Origin of the sequence: Anaeromusa acidaminophila DSM 3853, assembly GCF_000374545.1 — a bacterium.
GTDB classification, from domain to species: Bacteria; Bacillota; Negativicutes; order Anaeromusales; family Anaeromusaceae; genus Anaeromusa; species Anaeromusa acidaminophila.
Genome location: NZ_KB894603.1, coordinates 1 through 16,750, shown reverse-complemented (window position 1 = coordinate 16,750; position 16,750 = coordinate 1). Strand labels below are relative to the sequence as shown.

15 protein-coding genes are annotated in these 16,750 nt (G+C 52.7%); 3 read left to right on the top strand and 12 right to left on the bottom strand.

The annotated features are described in order from the left end of the window. Positions 1–10 precede the first annotated feature (10 nt). The 11 genes from C508_RS0114140 to C508_RS19625 form a co-directional block, all read right to left on the bottom strand. Positions 11–595 (bottom strand): sigma factor-like helix-turn-helix DNA-binding protein, encoded by a 585-nt coding sequence (locus C508_RS0114140; RefSeq protein ID WP_026319547.1) that lies wholly within the window; start codon positions 593–595, stop codon positions 11–13. Further along, complete coding sequence (locus C508_RS20405) at positions 595–768, bottom strand: hypothetical protein (RefSeq protein WP_018704225.1); 174 nt, start codon at positions 766–768, stop codon at positions 595–597. The genes C508_RS0114140 and C508_RS20405 overlap by 1 nt, the downstream gene beginning before the upstream one ends. 299 nt (positions 769–1,067) lie before the next feature. Then, positions 1,068–2,375, bottom strand: coding sequence for a DUF445 domain-containing protein (locus tag C508_RS0114125; protein ID WP_018704223.1), 1,308 nt, complete (start codon positions 2,373–2,375; stop codon positions 1,068–1,070). Next, positions 2,372–3,631, bottom strand: a complete 1,260-nt coding sequence (locus C508_RS0114120; protein ID WP_018704222.1) for a DUF445 domain-containing protein — start codon at positions 3,629–3,631, stop codon at positions 2,372–2,374. Before C508_RS0114120 ends, C508_RS0114125 begins: the two co-directional genes overlap by 4 nt. A 212-nt stretch (positions 3,632–3,843) precedes the next feature. Next, complete coding sequence (locus C508_RS19910; RefSeq protein WP_018704221.1) at positions 3,844–3,993, bottom strand: YvrJ family protein; 150 nt, start codon at positions 3,991–3,993, stop codon at positions 3,844–3,846. A 349-nt stretch (positions 3,994–4,342) separates the two neighbouring features. After that, entirely contained in the window at positions 4,343–4,555 is a 213-nt protein-coding gene (locus tag C508_RS0114110) for a DUF2922 domain-containing protein (protein WP_018704220.1), read from the bottom strand. A 37-nt stretch (positions 4,556–4,592) separates the two neighbouring features. Next, on the bottom strand, positions 4,593–4,817 hold the full coding sequence (locus tag C508_RS0114105) for a DUF1659 domain-containing protein (protein ID WP_018704219.1): 225 nt from the start codon (positions 4,815–4,817) through the stop codon (positions 4,593–4,595). Between the two features lie 60 nt (positions 4,818–4,877). Further along, positions 4,878–5,426 (bottom strand): RNA polymerase sigma factor, encoded by a 549-nt coding sequence (locus C508_RS0114100; RefSeq protein WP_018704218.1) that lies wholly within the window; start codon positions 5,424–5,426, stop codon positions 4,878–4,880. 155 nt (positions 5,427–5,581) lie between these two features. After that, positions 5,582–7,423, bottom strand: coding sequence for a response regulator (locus C508_RS20865; RefSeq protein ID WP_018704217.1), 1,842 nt, complete (start codon positions 7,421–7,423; stop codon positions 5,582–5,584). 13 nt (positions 7,424–7,436) lie between these two features. Continuing rightward, a complete protein-coding gene (locus C508_RS18765) occupies positions 7,437–8,624 on the bottom strand; it encodes an HDOD domain-containing protein (protein ID WP_018704216.1) in 1,188 nt (395 codons plus the stop codon). A gap of 37 nt (positions 8,625–8,661) precedes the next feature. Next, entirely contained in the window at positions 8,662–9,645 is a 984-nt protein-coding gene (locus tag C508_RS19625) for a response regulator (RefSeq protein WP_018704215.1), read from the bottom strand. A gap of 256 nt (positions 9,646–9,901) precedes the next feature. Between C508_RS19625 and C508_RS19620 the strand changes: the two genes are divergently transcribed. The 3 genes from C508_RS19620 (at position 9,902) to C508_RS0114065 (ending at position 16,420) form a co-directional block, all read left to right on the top strand. After that, positions 9,902–11,947: an oxygen-binding di-iron domain-containing protein gene (locus C508_RS19620; protein WP_018704213.1), complete on the top strand. Its 2,046-nt coding sequence runs from the start codon at positions 9,902–9,904 to the stop codon at positions 11,945–11,947. Between the two features lie 308 nt (positions 11,948–12,255). After that, positions 12,256–15,135, top strand: coding sequence for a glycosyltransferase family 2 protein (locus C508_RS20170; RefSeq protein WP_018704212.1), 2,880 nt, complete (start codon positions 12,256–12,258; stop codon positions 15,133–15,135). Positions 15,136–15,535: 400 nt separating this feature from the next. Beyond that, positions 15,536–16,420: a hypothetical protein gene (locus C508_RS0114065; RefSeq protein WP_018704211.1), complete on the top strand. Its 885-nt coding sequence runs from the start codon at positions 15,536–15,538 to the stop codon at positions 16,418–16,420. A 172-nt stretch (positions 16,421–16,592) separates the two neighbouring features. On the opposite strand, the gene C508_RS18745 is transcribed toward C508_RS0114065, so the two are convergent. After that, the coding region (locus tag C508_RS18745; protein WP_018704210.1) for a transposase at positions 16,593–16,750 on the bottom strand (158 nt) is incomplete at its 5' end.

Genomic DNA, 16,750 nt, shown 5'->3' with positions numbered 1-16,750 from the left:
GCCGCAAAAACTATAGCCGTTTCTCCATACTATGCCGCAGACGCTCCAACGTCTCCCGCAAGATCTGGCGCACCTGCTCTTCCGACAAACCGGATCGACGCCCCAACTCTCGCAACGAACGCCGTTTAGTATGGTCCAGTCCGAAATAGCCGCGCAGCACCCAGAACTGTTGCTTCGGCAGACGACGCAGCAACAGTTGTAGAAAGGTTTGCAGCTCCGGCGAAGATTCTTTTTCCGTGCGCAGCACATTCCAAAGCCGCGTCTCCCCCTCTTTCGCCGCGTCCAGCGAAGCATGGCCGCCTAAAAACACTTGATAACAGCGTAGCCGCGCCCGATAGTCCGCAGCAGACAAGCCCAGCCGCAGCCAGCCCCATTCTTCGGGTTTGCCTCTCACCAGCCGCTCTTCCTCCATGCGCCGCGTCTGTATGACAGCCTCATGCTGCCGTCGCGGCAAGTGCACCAAATACCCTTCCTGCCAAATTCCCAAATAAAGCCGTTTGCGAATACAGAAGGAAAGATAATTGGACAAGCAAGTCTTTTCTAACGCCTGCGGCCGCTGCGCCGCTTCGATAAGCCCTAAAAAACCTAATTGCATCACATCAGATCGTCTTCGTCCATACCCAGCGGCAGCCGTCGATAGCGCCGCAGCAGATGACGCACAAGGCCTTGGTTGCATGCCAAAAACTCATCCAGCGCTTTTTTATCTCCTTGCTGGTATCGTGTCAGCAGCTCCTTGTTTTTCGCATCCCAATCCACATCTTGTTTCACTTTACAAACAACCCCTCTCTTAAATTATGTAAATTCACACAGTCTTTTTTCTTCTCTTTCCTTTAAGAAATTCCTTCCAGCCATAACACCTCAGACAAACAACGGCAAGAAGCTGCTTTGCACACAGCCCCTTGCCGCTTATTCTCTCCGGTCTTTTCTGGCGGAGACCGGATGCTACGCCATCCATGGCGCATCCAGCGCCGTCGCCGATTCTCATCGCGACTCTTGTTCAATCCACCCCCGGTCGAGCCCTCACTTTACTCCCTCTACTCTTGTTCGAGCTCCGTTCCTGCCCTGCTTTACCGCAGCGCTTCCAGCGCCCAGAAGAGGCAAAAGCCGATGATGCCGCCCACGAGGGAGCCGTTAATACGAATCCAGGCCAGATCTTCGCCGATCTTTTCCTCCACCAGCCGGTTCAAGCGCGCGGCGCTGAGGCGGTCCAGAGCGTGTACAGCCACTTCGCCGATCAAATGGCGATGCCCTGCCAAGAGGTGGCTAAGAGCTTCCTTGCAGGATCCTTCCAGCAAAAGCCGCAAGGACTGGTTCTTTTTGAAATAATCCCAGTAGCCCATGAGCTGGGTGAGCACCCAGGAAACCAAGGGAGTCCGCAAGGAAATATCCCGCCCCGGCTCTCCCAGCAGCGCTTCCAGCTCGGCTTTGGGCCCTACTGGCGAACGAAGCAGGCGCAGAAGCTGCAGAAGCACCTCCTGTACCGGAACCGCCTGGAAGAGCTCTTCTTTCCAAGCTTCTAGACGCTGCGCCTGGTCGGGGCTTGCTTCCAGCTCCAGCAACAGCTCCTCCGCCTTGTCCCGTATCCAAAGGCGCAGCGGATGCTGCTCTTCCGTACGCAGAGCCTCCAAAAACTTCTCGGTTTCTTCCAGCGCCGCTTTGGCCAGATCTTTCGTGTCAATCTGTCCGGCGGCTTCCATCATGCCTCCCAAAAGCTGCATGAGAGGATTGCGTTTCGCCAATTCCGCTTCATAAGCAGCGCGCAGCCAGCCCTCCAGCACCTCTTGCGATTCTGGTCGCCGCACCTGTTTGAGCAGCGCATTCGCCAGCGCTTCCCACAAGGGCGCTTCTCGCTTTTCCGCCAGCGCCTGCCGCCCCCAGGCGGCCACGGCTGGGGCCGCCGCGAGTTGACTGAGCTGACCGCGAACCCAGCCTTCCATTTTGCCTGCCAACGCTTCCGGTTCCAGCTTATCCAGCCAGTCCCGCAGCAGCTGCCGCGCCAAAAGCAGCAAAATATAGCGGCCTTTGCCTTCTTCCACCCAATCAATAAAGGTTTCCGCAATCGGCCAGCTTTCCAGGGCCTTTTGCAACTGACTTTGGCTGAAAAACTTATCCTGCACCATTTTGGCAGTGCCGTCGATGAGACGGCGACGATTGCGAGGAATCAGCCCGGTATGCCAAGACAGGCCTAAGGGGCGGCGAAACAGCGCCTCCACCGCAAACCAGTCGGCAATGCCGCCAACCAGGGCCGCTTCCGCGGCAAATAACATGCAGCGGGCGGCCAAGCTCTGAGGATAGGCCAGCTTAACGGCCAAGCAGACGAGAAAGAGAACGCCAACACCCGCTAAAATGCGGTTAGCTTTGACAAAGGGGTTCATTGTCCCACCCCCCATTCCACAAGCTGCGTCAGGAGAAATAAGAAGGCCCCTGCCAAACCGCCTACCACCGAGCCGTTAATGCGGATCATCTGCAAATCATCGCCCACTTTTTCCTGTACATAAGCAGCCAGCTCTTCGCCGGATTTGCGTCCCAATTCGCTGGCGGCAACAAAGGAAGCCAAATCGAGAGGATGACGCTGCAGCCAGCGGCACAGCTGCTCCTTCATCCAACGATCCAAGGCCCCTTGCTGATCTTTTTCCGCGGACAAGCTTTTTTCCACCGCCGCCGTAAGAGCTTCCGCCTGGTGTGGCAGCAAGCGATCTTTTCCTTGCAGCACCTCCTGCTGCAGCTCCTGCACCCAGGGCGTCAGCCATTGAGCAAAAAATCCGGGATGCCGGCTCAGCCACTCGCCTTTCCATTCTTCCAGTTGTTGCCGCCGTTCCGGCTGCCGCAGTCCCAGCAGCTTTTTCCAACACCAAGCCCGTAAGCGACGACGCAGGGGCCGCTCCGGATCGGCCAGGTTCTGCACAAATCGTTCCAACCACTGCAGTACCATATCCACCCGATCTTCCGCCGTCAGGCCCGCAGCGCGATTAACCATGCTGCGCAGCATGCCGCCCGCCTCGTAACGAGCCATCGCCGCCTCCAGCACTTCCAGTAAAATCGCCCGAAACTCCGCCGTCTTTAGCGCCTCTCTCACCTGCTCCAACACATGCGCTATCACTACGTCGTCATAGCGCTGCCGCAGGCTCCACGCGCCGGCGCGCAGCGCCAAGGGCGCTAGTTCCGTCCGTTCCAGCCCCATGCGCAGCAGTTGATCCGCCAGCCGCCCCATTTCTTCCGGGCGCACCGCCAAGGTCATGTCCTGCAGTAGTCGCTCCAATACGCGGCGCAGCGTATCTCGCCCGCCCTGACGCCGCAGATAGTCAAGCAATACCGCCGCCGCATCATAACGCTGCAGCACCTGCATAATATTATCCGGCGTCAACAGCTCTTTTTCTACTAGATCCGTCAGATCCGTTAGTATCCGTTCCTTGTTGCGAGCCACCAGATTCGCCCGCCAGGAAATAAAACCTAAGGGCTTGCCAAAAAGGGCGGTCACCGCAAACCAGTCCGCCAAGCCGCCCACCAAGGCCGCGCCAAAGGCGCTTTGCGCCAAAGCGCCGCCAACGGTATGCCCGTAAGGCAAGCTCGCCGCCATCCCGGCGGCGGCCACGCCTAACGCCGCCAACGCCTGATATCGTTGTTTCGCCATAAGTCACCTCGCAGAAAAATAATGCCGCATCGTATGCGCTGAAAGTATTTCGCCTTTTTGGCCTCAGATTCCTTTATGGACAGGATGAAACACCGAGTAAGCAGAGTAACAGAGGAAAGGCCAGAGAAGAATTTATAATAAAAATAAATTCTGGTATATCGAAAAAGGAGCCAGCGGCATCCCATACCGCTGACTCCTTTTTTACAAACTTTTTACACGCCGCCTTTCGCGCCGATCGCCCGCGCCAGTTCTTGAATGCATTCGCTGAGCCGATCCAGGCGGGTCTCCACCCGCACCAGAAGATAGGCCGCAACTACCATCGGAAAACCGTACGCCGACATGGCCGCCAACAACGCTTCCATCTAAAACATCTCCTTTCTCAGGGTGCTGCCGATTTATTCGTATCACACGCCAGGGCAATTCTTTTTCCACCTGGCTGCGTCAGAAAGCCTTGAAAGAGCGCCGCTATTTCTGCGGCTCTCTTTCTTGCCAGGCAAAAAAATATCCTACCTTGACGGTGCACTCATTAAATCAGCAGCACCCTTGACTCATATCTAATATTTTTGTGCCTGTTACCTGCTAAAAACCGCACCCCGTCACCCTCATTCGTACCCTCCCTTTACTCCTTTTACTCCTGTTCAAATCCAATTCCCCCGGCTTTTCTCCACATAAAAAACCGGGTAGCAGGTTGCCCCGCCGCCCGGTTCTTTATTAGGCCAAAGCCTGCGTATCCTGCGTATGAACCTGGCAGGACACCGGCGTTACCAAAGCGCCGTTCTTGTTTTGGAACAAGCGCTTGGTGGCAACGGTCTGCATGACCGCCATTACGCCAGCCTTAGTCAGATCGTCTTTGGGGTTGACCAAGGAAAGAGTCGCTTCTTTACCGGCTTCGTCCCGAAAGATCATTTCCAGACGTTTCGTCATGGTTTTCACCTCCTTGTTTTTCTACGCTAGGTCTGTCTTACGCGTTAGTCAGGTGTCCCTGGTCGACGCGCAGCACCGAGGCCACGGTGTCTTTTTGGAGTCCGCCCAGCGCGGTTGCGGCGTCGTAGACGTCTGCATCGGCGGCGGCAGGATTCAAACCGCTCAAGGATACATTCTTGTATACCGCCTTACCGGCGGCGTCAAGACCGGTTTGCACCCGCAGCACCATTTTGCTGGATTCCACTGCTTTGCTTACTGCCATGAAGCTCACCCCCTTTCACTCAGAGACATTGCTCGGGCGAGCGTTTGGCAACCTTTCTTTTTATTTTTTTACTTTCCAGGCGCAGCGCACCGCTTCCGCCGCTCTGGACAGCAGCCGCGAGACCGCTTGATGGCTTACCCCCATCTGCTTGGCAATTTCTTGCACCGACCTCCCCCTCAGCCGTTCCTGCACAACTTGCCGCTGCCTGGAGGATAACCGCTTCACGGTTTGCCGCAGCTTTTCTTCCAGCAGTTTTTTCTCCACCGTTTCTTCTACATTTTCCATCCCTGCCGCTTCGGGAAAGCCCTCGGCATCTAGGCTTCCCGCCTGCCGCTGCCAACATTTACATTCTTTTTGAAAGGCGTTCCAAACGGCATAGGCAACACACTGCGCCGCATAGCCTTCAAAATGGCCGCTGCCGGCACGGTACTCTCTAACAGCTTTGGCAAAAGCCAGCCAGGCCGCACCTTCCATATCTTCGCGGACGCTGCGGGCAAAGCTTTGTCTTGCCCGCGAACGAACCAGCCCCGTAAAACGGCGGCACAATTCCTCGAACGCGGCTTTCTTGCCTTCTTGAGCCTCCCTTACTAGTTCTTCTATGTTTTTCATTTTCTTCCACCTCATGGCGGAAGACCGGTCTTCCTATACTAGCGCTACCTTCTATATATCCCCAGGGCGTCATTTACTGTGGCAACGCCAAAACAAAAGGAGCAGCCAAGAAGACGTTGCTTCTTAACTGCCCGCGTTGTATTTACAGTATAGCGCTAGAGAATCGCCGCGATAGTAACATCAGGCTGCATAACCGGCAAGCGCAGCACAAATTCCGTACCGCTTTCATCACTGGTAAAAAAGATTTCTCCATGATGCTTTTGTACGACAATTTCATAAGAAATGCTTAAGCCCAGCCCGGTACCCTTCCCAACCGGCTTCGTCGTAAAGAAAGGCTCAAACAAACGATCTCGAATGTCTTCCGGAATAGGCGGTCCGTCATTGTAGATGGAGCAGCGCACCCAGTCCTCTTCTTGAGACGTCTGAATGCGGATGGTTCCTTGCCCCTCCCTTCCTTCCGCTTGTATCGCCTGTGCGGCATTCACCAAGAGATTTAGCAGTACTTGGTTAATTTGACTGCCTATCGCTTGAATCATCGGCAAGGACGCCAGCTTTTTCTCAATCTTAGCAACATATTTTATCTCGTTACGCGCCACAATCAACGTGGTATCCAGGCCGCTGTTCAAGTCATATTCCCCGAACTGATCTAAAGAATCCACGCGCGAAAAAGCGCGCAACGCCTTGACAATTTTGCCGATACGTTCAATACCGTCCTTCGTCTCCTCAAAAAGTTCCGGTAAATCTTCCAACATCAGCTCCAATTTGGCGCTTTTTTCCTTTTCCCGCATGCCTGCCACAACCGCTTGGGCTGCTTCTTCGACTTCCGCCTGCTCCAGCGCGTTTTTGTACGCCTCGATCAGCTCGCACAAGCGTTCCACATAGCGTTGCAGCATCGAAAAATTACTGCTTACAAAACCTAGGGGGTTGTTTATCTCGTGGGCCACGCCGGCTGCCAGTTGGCCTACGCCAGCCAATTTCTCCTGCTGCACCATTTTACTCTGCGCCTGTTGCAGCGTGGTCAGCGCCAGCGAAAGCTCCCCATTAGTTTCCTCCACTTCCCGTTGGGCGCATTCTCTTCGTTTTACTTCTTCTTCTAAGGCTTCCATGATGCGGGCGTTATCTACCACTAGCGCCAATAAATCGGCCAATTGGATTAGCACATTTTTGCGCGCCTCCGTAAACTCCCCTTGTTCGCGCCGCCGACCCAGCACCATCACGCCAAAAACAATGCCGCCCCTCGTCAGCGGCAGCGCCGCCATGTGGCATAAATCACTCCAAGCAGATCCCTGCAAGCGATCTTCCCAGGTCGAATATTCATTAACAAAAAAAGGTTCCGCCTTTTCCCATGCGCGTCCCACCATATGCCGCCCTTTGGCAATACAGACAGCAATCGGCTCCAAGGAAATCCCTTCCTGCACCGCCAAGTGCATGCAGTTTTCTTTTTCATTCAACAAGTACACCGCGCCTAGCGCCGACGACGTCAGCCGCAACGATTGCTGCAGCACGCGCCCCAAAGTTGCCTGGACATCGCGTTCCTGCAGAAAATCGAAGCTAATCTGGCGCATTTGCAGCAACATGTCATTTTGGAAAAGAATGCGCCGCATCAAGGCGGAATGCTCCAGCATGCGTCCCAAGCGCTGGCGCATTACGACTAAATTGACCGGTTTAAGGAGATAATCGTCACCGCCGGCGGCAAAAGCCTGCTCGATGGTATCGCTGGATTCATCATGGCCCGTAATAAATAAGATCATCACATGAGAGGAGTCTTCCAGCTCCCGGATACGCCTGCAGGCTTCCACGCCGCCCATGCGAGGCATCTCTACATCCATCAGAATCAGGTCCGGCGTTTGCGCTTGATACATCTCCAGCGCTTCTACGCCGTCTTTTGCTTCCCGACAGACATAGCCGTCTTTTTCTAAGGCATTTATCAAGATGGCCCGGGAAAAACGATCATCGTCAACCACTAAAATATTCCATGGTTGATTTTTATCGTCCATGGCCTTCACCTCCTCATTTCGTTTCCGGTTCCGCCAGCAGTTTCGTCACCGTTCCCGGCTGGAGACCGACAAAACGCCAAATCGATTCGTCTACGCAATAAAGTTCTTTTTTCAGCAGTTGCCCCCAGGAAAAGCTGTTGGCAATATGAACCAGGCACAACAGTTCCTTATGCACCACATGCCCGGCTAACGGCTCATGGTGATAAAGCGCCGCTTCTACCAACGCATAAGGAAGCTGCCACCAATGCAGCAAATACCCGCCCAGCTCGTTGTGAGCAACGCCGAATTTTTCTCGTTCTGCCGTCATCAAGGCGCTTAGCCCGCCAGCTAAAAGCTGCTCTTTATACCAAGGCCACGGCAAAAAGGTTTCGCCAAATCCTTTTAGCAAGGCGACGACCCCTAAGTCATGGAGCAGTCCTACGGAAGCAAATTCTTCCAAAATATTTTTTTTATAGACGGCTTGGTATAAGCGATGCACAAAGCGGTTCACCTGTACGGAATGACTCCAAAATAAGTCCAGCACCTTCCGCTCCGCCAGCCCCACGGAAGGCGCGGCAAAAAGCCCGCTCGCCAAGACCAAATCCCGCAAAACATTTAGGCCCAAGTAGGAAATAGCCTGCTGTACCGAACCAATTTTAGCCCCATAAAAAGCGGCGTTCGCTACTTGCAGTAGTTTGCCGGCAATCACCGGGTCCGACTCGACCAGCACCGCCATCTCTTTTACGTCCGCTTCTTCCTCGATAAAACGGCATAGCTTTTCATAGGTTTCCGGCAACGTAGGCAATTGCCCCAAAAACTCAATTTGCGTCAACAGCTTTTTATCCCGCAAGGTGTTCTGCAGGAGCAGCACTTTATCGACCAAACTCAACAAAGCTTCATTGTCCCAAGGCTTAAGCAAATACATCTGTGCCGACCCATCCAGGAGCGAAGTAAACACCCTGTTTTTCTCCGCAAAGCCGCTAAGAATGAGGCGCATGGTTTGCGGATACAGTTCTTTTATGCGCCGCAATAGTTGATGCCCGTCCATTCCCGGCATGCGCATATCGCTGATTACCAGATCCACTCGCTGCAACTGCAAAAAGCGCAAGGCGGCATCGCCGCTTTCCACAAAGAATAATTCGTACTCCGTATCTTGAAAAACTCTCCGTAATGAACGCAAAATCGGTTTCTCATCATCAACAAAGAGAATGGATGCTTTCAACCGGTCCGCCTCCCTTCGCCGCCGTGGCGGCTGCGCCTTAAAGCAACGAAAATGGCTGCCCTATCTTCAGCACTCGTCGGTCCGCCAGTTCCGCTTCTTCAAACCAAATCTCGCTATCACGCAGATGCTCTTTAAAAAACCTTTCCAGTTGCCGTTGGCTTTCGCTCGCCAAGGGGGTAATCAACAGCAATTCAAGAATAATTTTTTTCTCGCCTTCCCAGCGCAGCGATACTTGCCCCTGCAAGAGCGTCTGCTCCCCATTAAGGAACGTTTTTAACAGTAATCCAGGCAAAAAACGTAAGCCTCGTACGTTTCCCAGGGCTTCGTAGTTTTCCAGAACTCTCTCTTCCGAGCCTGCATACTCCACTAACCACTCTTTGAGGTGTTCGGCTTCTTCGTGCAAAGAAAATCCTTCCGGCGTGAGTCCAGAAGCATACCCATGAATCCAACGGACCGCCGCCTGCAGCATTGCTTCCTCCGCGCCAGCCTGGCGGGCTTTTTCCGTTTGCACGCTTAACGCCAAAATACGCCCTAAGCGAAGCTCCTGCTCTTTCATCTTGCCTTCCATACGGTCTAACACTTTTTTATAGGCGTTATTACGAGACTCCAAGGTCTCTTTCATGTTTGCTTCCATTTTTTTCAGTTGATAATATTCCAAGGCCCGGTAAATAAAGCGCGAAAAATCATCATCCCATGGTTTGGTAATAAAGCTAAACACATCGGCATGATTCACCGTCGCTAAAACCTGGCTTAATTGGGTATACCCCGATAAAACCATGCGCACCGTAGCGGGAAACTGCTCTTTCGCCAGCTTTAAAAGCTGTAATCCGTCCATTTCCGGCATGCGCATATCGGTAACCAGAACGGCAATGTTCTCAGTTTCCAACAACGCCAAGGCTTCTTTGCCGCTTTTAGCAAAAAGCGCCTCATATTCCTCGTCCTGCACCGCCCGGCGAATCGCGCTAAGTACATTTGCTTCATCATCCACAAACAGCACTTTCAGCTTTTCTTGCTTCGACATACGAACGCCCTCCCTTATTTACAAAGCCCCTTGGCTTTTACGAGCCTACAAAGCCACCTTCACCGCAACAACCAATATTAATCAAAGTATTTCCACAAATTTTACAAATTTCCTGCGCTTCTTCTTTAGTCATTCAGCACGACTTTACTTTGATTTTGCTTTCTTTTCCTTTTCCTCCCAAAACAGGCAGGAAGAGCTTCCAGCGCCCAGAATAAAGTAAAGATATAGCTGCCGCGCCGCGGAAAGGAGACTTCTTATGTCTAAGGACAGCCAAAAGCCAATCTCTCTTGATAACGGCGTTTACTGGGTGGGCGCTGCCGCCAACCAGATGCCACTGAACTGCAACCCTTATTTAATCGTTGCTCAAGAAGAAGCCGTACTCATCGATCCTGGATCTCCCCTCGACTTTCCGCAGGTCTGGAACAAGGTAACACAGCTCATTCCCATCGAGAAGTTGCGCTATATTGTGCTGCAGCATCAGGATCCCGATTTTTGCGCCAGCGTCCCTCTTTGGGAGCAGTATTGCTTTCAAGGCCAGCTTGTAGCGCACTGGCGCGCCATTCCCATTATCAAGTGCTATGGCGTCCGTTCTGAGTTTTATAATATCAGCCAGCAGGAGCACCGCCTCGTTTTTGGGCAGGATCATTTGCTACAGTTTTATCCCACGCCCTATTTGCATTCGCCTTGCGCCTTTGCCACTTATGATCCGCAAAGCCGCACCTTGTTTTCCAGCGATCTCTTTGGTGTCCTGACAGAAGAAGCTCCTTTATTCGCAGACGAATGGGACGGTCTCAATTACCTGGAAGCCATGAAAGCCTTTCATGAGCATTATATGCCTTCCTCCGACATCCTGGGCTCTGCAATGGAAGTATTTTCCCAGCTGGATTTAGAGCGAATCGCTCCGCAGCACGGTTCTGTCATCCGCCGGGATTTACCGGTATATATAGAGACACTGCGCCACTTGGCCTGCGGTTCTCTGTTGACGCCGCAGGCCAAAAAACTGCGCCCCCAGGACAGCTACACCCCCTTGCTCAATCAAGTACTGCAGCGTCTTACGGGCCTGCTTTCGCGCCGGAAAATCCATGTCCTCTTTGCTGGCACTTCCTTCCCGCTGCTGACCGACTGCCTGCAGCTTCCAGATGATTTTCCCGGCACCGAAGAAAATTGGCATGCCTTCTTTGCTACGCTGTATCAACGCCGCGGCCTGGATTTACTGCTGCAATTAGAACCCCTAGTGCGTCAGCTCACCAATACCTATACCGCCGCCACGCCGCAAATCTATGACACCGTATTATTTTCTCTGGAAAAAGAAACTCAACGTCTGCATCAGGAAAATCTGGCGCTGCTGGAAAAAAATCTGCGCATTCAAGAACATGTCCAGCATGCGGCCAGCCACCTGCTCCAGTGTCCCCTCACCAAACTCAACAATGAAAAGGTGTTTTTAGAATACCTAGAAGAGCAATGCAAACAGGCGCGGTATCAAGCGCCTTCAGGAGCGCTGCTGCTCATCGGCGCAGACAATCTGGCGCAAGTCAATCTCCGGCACGGCAGCCGAGCTGGCGACGAGCTGCTGCGCGGCCTGGCGCTGTTTCTCAAAGAACACTTGCAAGCAGGCAGCCATTTATTCAAAGTTGATGGACCGGTTTTTGCCTGCTATCTGGAAGGCGCCGCCAAAGAAAACGCCCTGGCCTACGCCGAAGAACTGCGCTATCTGGTCGAACAGTCTACACATTTCATCGAAGCCACCACTGTTTCCATCGGCGTCATTGCTTCGTCTGATCTGACCGAGCGTCAGTGCGAGGAAACCGAACTTTGCATGCAAGCTTTCTATCAAACAGCCAAGGGATATCTCGCTAACGCCCGGCAACAGGGCAGAAACCGCGTCTTTACGGATACCGGCATTCCTGTTTCCGTTTCTTTGGGACAAATCTTGTTGGTTGACACCGACGAATTGCACCTAGAAGTACTGTGCAGCCTGCTGCAGGCGGAAGGCTTCAGCATTCTCACTGCGGCTAATGGCGAAGAAGCCCTCGCCGCAGTGGAAAAACACCAACCGGAGCTGATTATCTCCGAGGTGCTGCTGCCCAAAGTCGACGGCTTCGCCCTGCGAGAACGGCTGCGGCAAAATTCGTCTTCTCAAGCCATCCCATTTTTCTTCCTGTCCCACCTTAAAGACCACGAAGGCATTCAGCGCGCCTTGGCCTTGGAAGTAGAGCATTACCTGCAAAAACCGTATATTCTGCCAGAGCTTATCGGTCTGGTGCTGCTGAAGTTCCGGCAAAAAAGAGCCTTACAGTTCTAAAAGAAGAGAACGAAACGCAGAGGAACAGAGAAAAGCCAGAGGTAACAGAAAAAAAGATTGAACACGAGAATCGGAGAACCAGAGGGTTCGAACGAGAGTTGCGGGGTTCGATATATTTCAAATTTCCACAGGGGCTGACAGTTAGTGAACGCTCCACCAAAGAGAAAGATTTTTTCGCCAAGCGCGAAAGAAAATGCAGGCATAGTGGAGCTATGCCTAGACTTTCTGACAACGCCTGACGAAAAAGATCCGCTTTGGTGCGAGAGGTTCATAGCTAGGCAGCCCCTGCCCAAAAAGGAGGTGACACGATGCTGGTCACTCTAGAAGAATTATATTGGCTTTGCGCCGGTTTGCTCTTATTCATCGGCTATGGTTTGGCGCTTATCGCCTACCAAAAGTACCGCCTGCACCGACGCAAGCGGCAGCAGTTGACCTTAACCCGCAACCTGCTGCAGGACTTTGCCTACTACGACGAAGAAGCACTGCGGCCTTGGATTCGCAAAGCCAAACGCAGAGCCTTTGATTTGCTGCAGGATCTAACCCAGCTGCACCAGCTGCACAAAGATCCTCGCAATCGATTCATCAAAGCCCTGCGGGAAACAAATGTTGAACGCCGCTATCACCAACAATTACGGTCCTCCTTCGCGGCACGCCGCCGCAAAGCCGCCCTCCTCTTAGCCGCGCTGCCCTGTTCCAATACCAACCACGCCTTAGAAGAAGCCTTACCAAAAGAGAAGGACCTACAAACCAAACTATACCTATGCGCGGCTTTAGCCCGCCTTGAAGACGTCAAGGCCATCCCGCTTATGGTAGAAACACTGCCCGGAGCGCCGCAATGGTACCGAACTCGCGTCAACATGCGTCTAGCTTCGTTCGGCAAGGCCTTTCACGATTACGTACCGCAGCTAACACAGCGGACGGAAATGGAAATTCAGAGCCTGCTAGTGGATTTTGCCGCCATCTATCCTTCGGCTGCCTTGAAGAAATATCTGCTTCAGTGCATTTCTTCTCCTGTCAAAGACATTGCTTACCGCGCTACGCGCAATTTGGGGATTTTTTACTGCCACGAGCTGAAAACCCCGCTATTTCTGGAAAATCCAGATCCAGTCATACGCAACATCACCATTCAGGCCTTGAGCGCCATTCCTACACGGCGTACTTTAGAGCTGTTGCTGCCTCTTTCTGGGCAACCGCGGCACAGCGACCAGGCCGCGGTAACCATGTCTTCGATTGTCCAAAAAAAGCCGGCTTTATTGAATTTTATTCTTGCAGAATTCCAAAAAGACCATGAGGAAACTACGCAAAGCGCCTTGGCAACCGTCTTGGCGAACCGCCTCGAATATCTGCTGATGCGCTTGACCGCCGGACCGGATCCAATGCTGGAGCGCACCTTGAAACGTCTTATTCAGGCCAAGAAAACCAATGCCATCATCGGCCTTTTGCGGCGCAACCATTCCCAGGAAATTGAGGTTATTCTGCTAGACCAGTTGCGCCGTCTCCTGCCGGAGGCGCCTGAGGTGCGCCAAGAGCTCCGTCTGTACCTACCGGCAGGCATTTTGGAGAAGCTCGGCGAGACGCCTCTGCCGCAAGAAGCAAAACGCCGCGAGCATGTGGTCGATTACGAAAAAGTTTTTCACCTGCAGTTGCTTCTGCCCTTTGCCTTTTTGTCAGTGCCTCTGCTGTATGCAGCACGTTATTGGGAGCAGTTTTACGCCTGGACGCCCTACATGCATCTGACCCAATTTGTCCTGGACTTCAACTACTATATTGCTTTTTATTCCCTTGCGGTCAACGGAATTTCTTTGGCGCTTCTGTTTTTTTCTCTTTTAGCCATCCGCAAACAAGCTGACGCATGGAAGACAAAGAAACGTAGCTTCCTCTTCCGCCCCCGTATGCTGCCTGGCATTACCATCATCGCCCCGGCCTACCTGGAAGAGAGCACCATCATTGAAAGCACCCGATCTCTTTTGAACCTGCATTATCCCAACTACGAACTGCTCGTAGTCAATGACGGCTCCAACGACAACACCCTTAATCAGCTGATTGAACACTTTCAGCTGGAAAAAATCGACCGTTTTGTGCCGCAGCGTCTCAAAACTCAGCCTATCCGAGGGCTCTACGCCTCGAAGGCCATCCCCAAGCTGCTGGTTGTGGACAAGGCCAACGGCGGCAAGGCCGATGCCCTCAACGTGGGCATCAACGTCTCGGGGAAGGAGTTTTTCTGCGGCATTGACGCCGACTGCCTGCTGGAAAAAGACTCTCTTCTCAAGCTGGCTTCCACTATCTTGGACGCACCGGCGGAACCGATCGCCGTGGGCGGCAATATCTTTCCGGTTAATGGCTGCAAGGTTGATCGCGGCGAGCTGACTCATATCGGACTTCCTGCCAGCCACCTGGCGCGCTTCCAAACCATCGAATACTTGCGGGCCTTTATGGCCGGCCGTCTCGGTTGGGCGCATATCAACTCCTTGTTGATTATTTCCGGCGCTTTCGGCCTTTTCAACAAAGACCGCGTGGTCGAAATCGGCGGCTACCTTACCAGCAGCGAGCGCCACAAAAAAGACACCGTCGGCGAAGACATGGAACTAGTCGTGCGCCTGCGGCGTTACATGTGCGAACAAAACTTGCCACACAGCATTCTCTACGCCTTCAACGCCAACTGCTGGACTGAAGTCCCCTCTACACTGTCTGTCCTGCACCGCCAGCGAGATCGCTGGCAGCGCGGCCTCATTGACATTCTTTTCTTCCACCGCCAGTTGCTGCTCAACCCCCGTTATGGCCTTTTGGGGATGGTGGCCTTACCGTATTTCTTCCTTTTCGAAATGTTCGGTCCATTTTTAGAAGTGCAAGGCTACGTCATGGTTGTCGCTGCCGCTTGCCTTGGTTTGCTCAACCTGCCGCTTGCTTTGCTGCTGCTGCTAAGCAGCGTCCTTTTAGGAGTACTTGTGTCGGTGTTCTCTCTTGTCATTGTCTCCCGGGAAAATGATTATTTCCCCGGCCCCTACATGGCTACCTTGCTGGGCTACGCCATTTTGGAAAACTTCTGGTTCCGGCAATTGGCCAATTTTTGGCGCGTCACAGGCTACTTGAATACCCTGCGCCAGCAAACAGGCTGGGGCAACATGAAGCGCCAAGGCTTTCAGCAAAGCGAAAAGCCTGCGGAGCAGGAGGGCGCGGGGAAAAAGTAACACAGAAGACACGGAACGCAGAGTAAGCAGAGTAACAGAGGAAAAGCCAGAGAAATAATGGATTGAACAAGAGAATCGGAGGACCAGAGGGCCCGATCGAGGATTACAGGGCACGTATTTTAACAGGAGTAGAGTGAGTAGAGGGAGGGCACGCGGATATTTTGTTTTAAAATTCTATAGGGGCTGATATTTAATCAATATATTTTTCCAAGACCCAAGGGTCCTGCTGATTTCATGAGTGCACCGCCAGGGCAAGAGATTTTTTCGCCTGGCAAGGAAGAAGGCCGCAGGAATAGCGGCGCTCTTTCAAGGTTTTCTGACGCAGCCAGGCGGAAAAAGAATTGCCCCTGGCGCGTGATACGAATACATTAGCAGGGCCCTGCAAAAAGAGGAGGAGAGTATGAAAAAAGCGTTTTTTTTCCTGTGCTGCGCCGCCAGTTTAGTTTTCTACGGAACGGCGGAAGCAGCGACAGATACAAAAAAAACAATCGTTGATACTAGTTTTACTTACAGCACCGACAGCGACGGCGTAACATCCCGCAGCATGAAGATTACCGATGAAAAAGCGGAGAATCCGCTGAGCTACACGCTGTATCTCACGCGCTTGGGGCAAAAATATCGTCCGTCTATTGATGAAAAGACATTGGTCTTCAAATGGGTGCGCCCTTTGAAAAATGAAGCCAATCTCACTATTTGGGGCGGCTACACGAAAAACGATTTGCGTAGCTTTGTTCCTGCCGCGCTTATGTATGATCAAAGTATCAGCGACACCCATCACGCCTGGTACAGCGTTGGCCGCGAAAGCATCGGCACAATCCCGGCCAACGAGCGCAACCTCTTTCGCAGCAGCGTCTCCGCCAGCCACATGTGGCGCACCAGTCCCGGCGCTTCGCTGGGATTAGAGACCAATCAATGGTTCTATAGCGACCAAAATCGCGAACAAAAGTACGTTCTTTCGTATACGCAAAAGCATTCCGCCCGTTTTGAGACCGTCGCTTCTTACGCCTATCACGATGCCAAGTTTACCCAGCCCGGCATTTACTGGGTGCCTCAGCAAGAACACCGCCTCAGCATTACGCCAAAATACGATATTCCTATCGGAGGCGGTACATTGGCGCTTGCTTGGGAGCAAGGCCTCTGGGCCCGCAATAAAGACGGCAGCATCAAAAGCTACAAAGGCACTATTTCCTACCGCCAAGGCCGCTTCAACGCCGGCGTGGAATATCTGCATGACGGCGACTACAATTCCCATCTCTACCGCCTGGATTACCAATTCCTGTTGTAGAAGTAAAAATGAAAGAACCGTTTACACAGAAGTGCAAAGATATAGAGGATGTAACACAGAGTCATGACCGCCCGTTAAACGGGCGGCATGCACCAGCCCTATAAGGGCTGATTACTAGCGGCACCTAAAAGTGCTGCTTTTCACTTCGTTCAAGCCATCTTTGCACTTGGTACTAGCTACCCCTGAAGGGGTCTTCTAACTCTTTTACACTAATTTTATCCATCATTTGATCTGCTTTCTCTTGTTCTCTTATATACTTTTTTATTGTAGCTTCATTAAGGCCAACTGTACTCACATAATATCCAATTGACCAGAAATGTCGATTCCCAA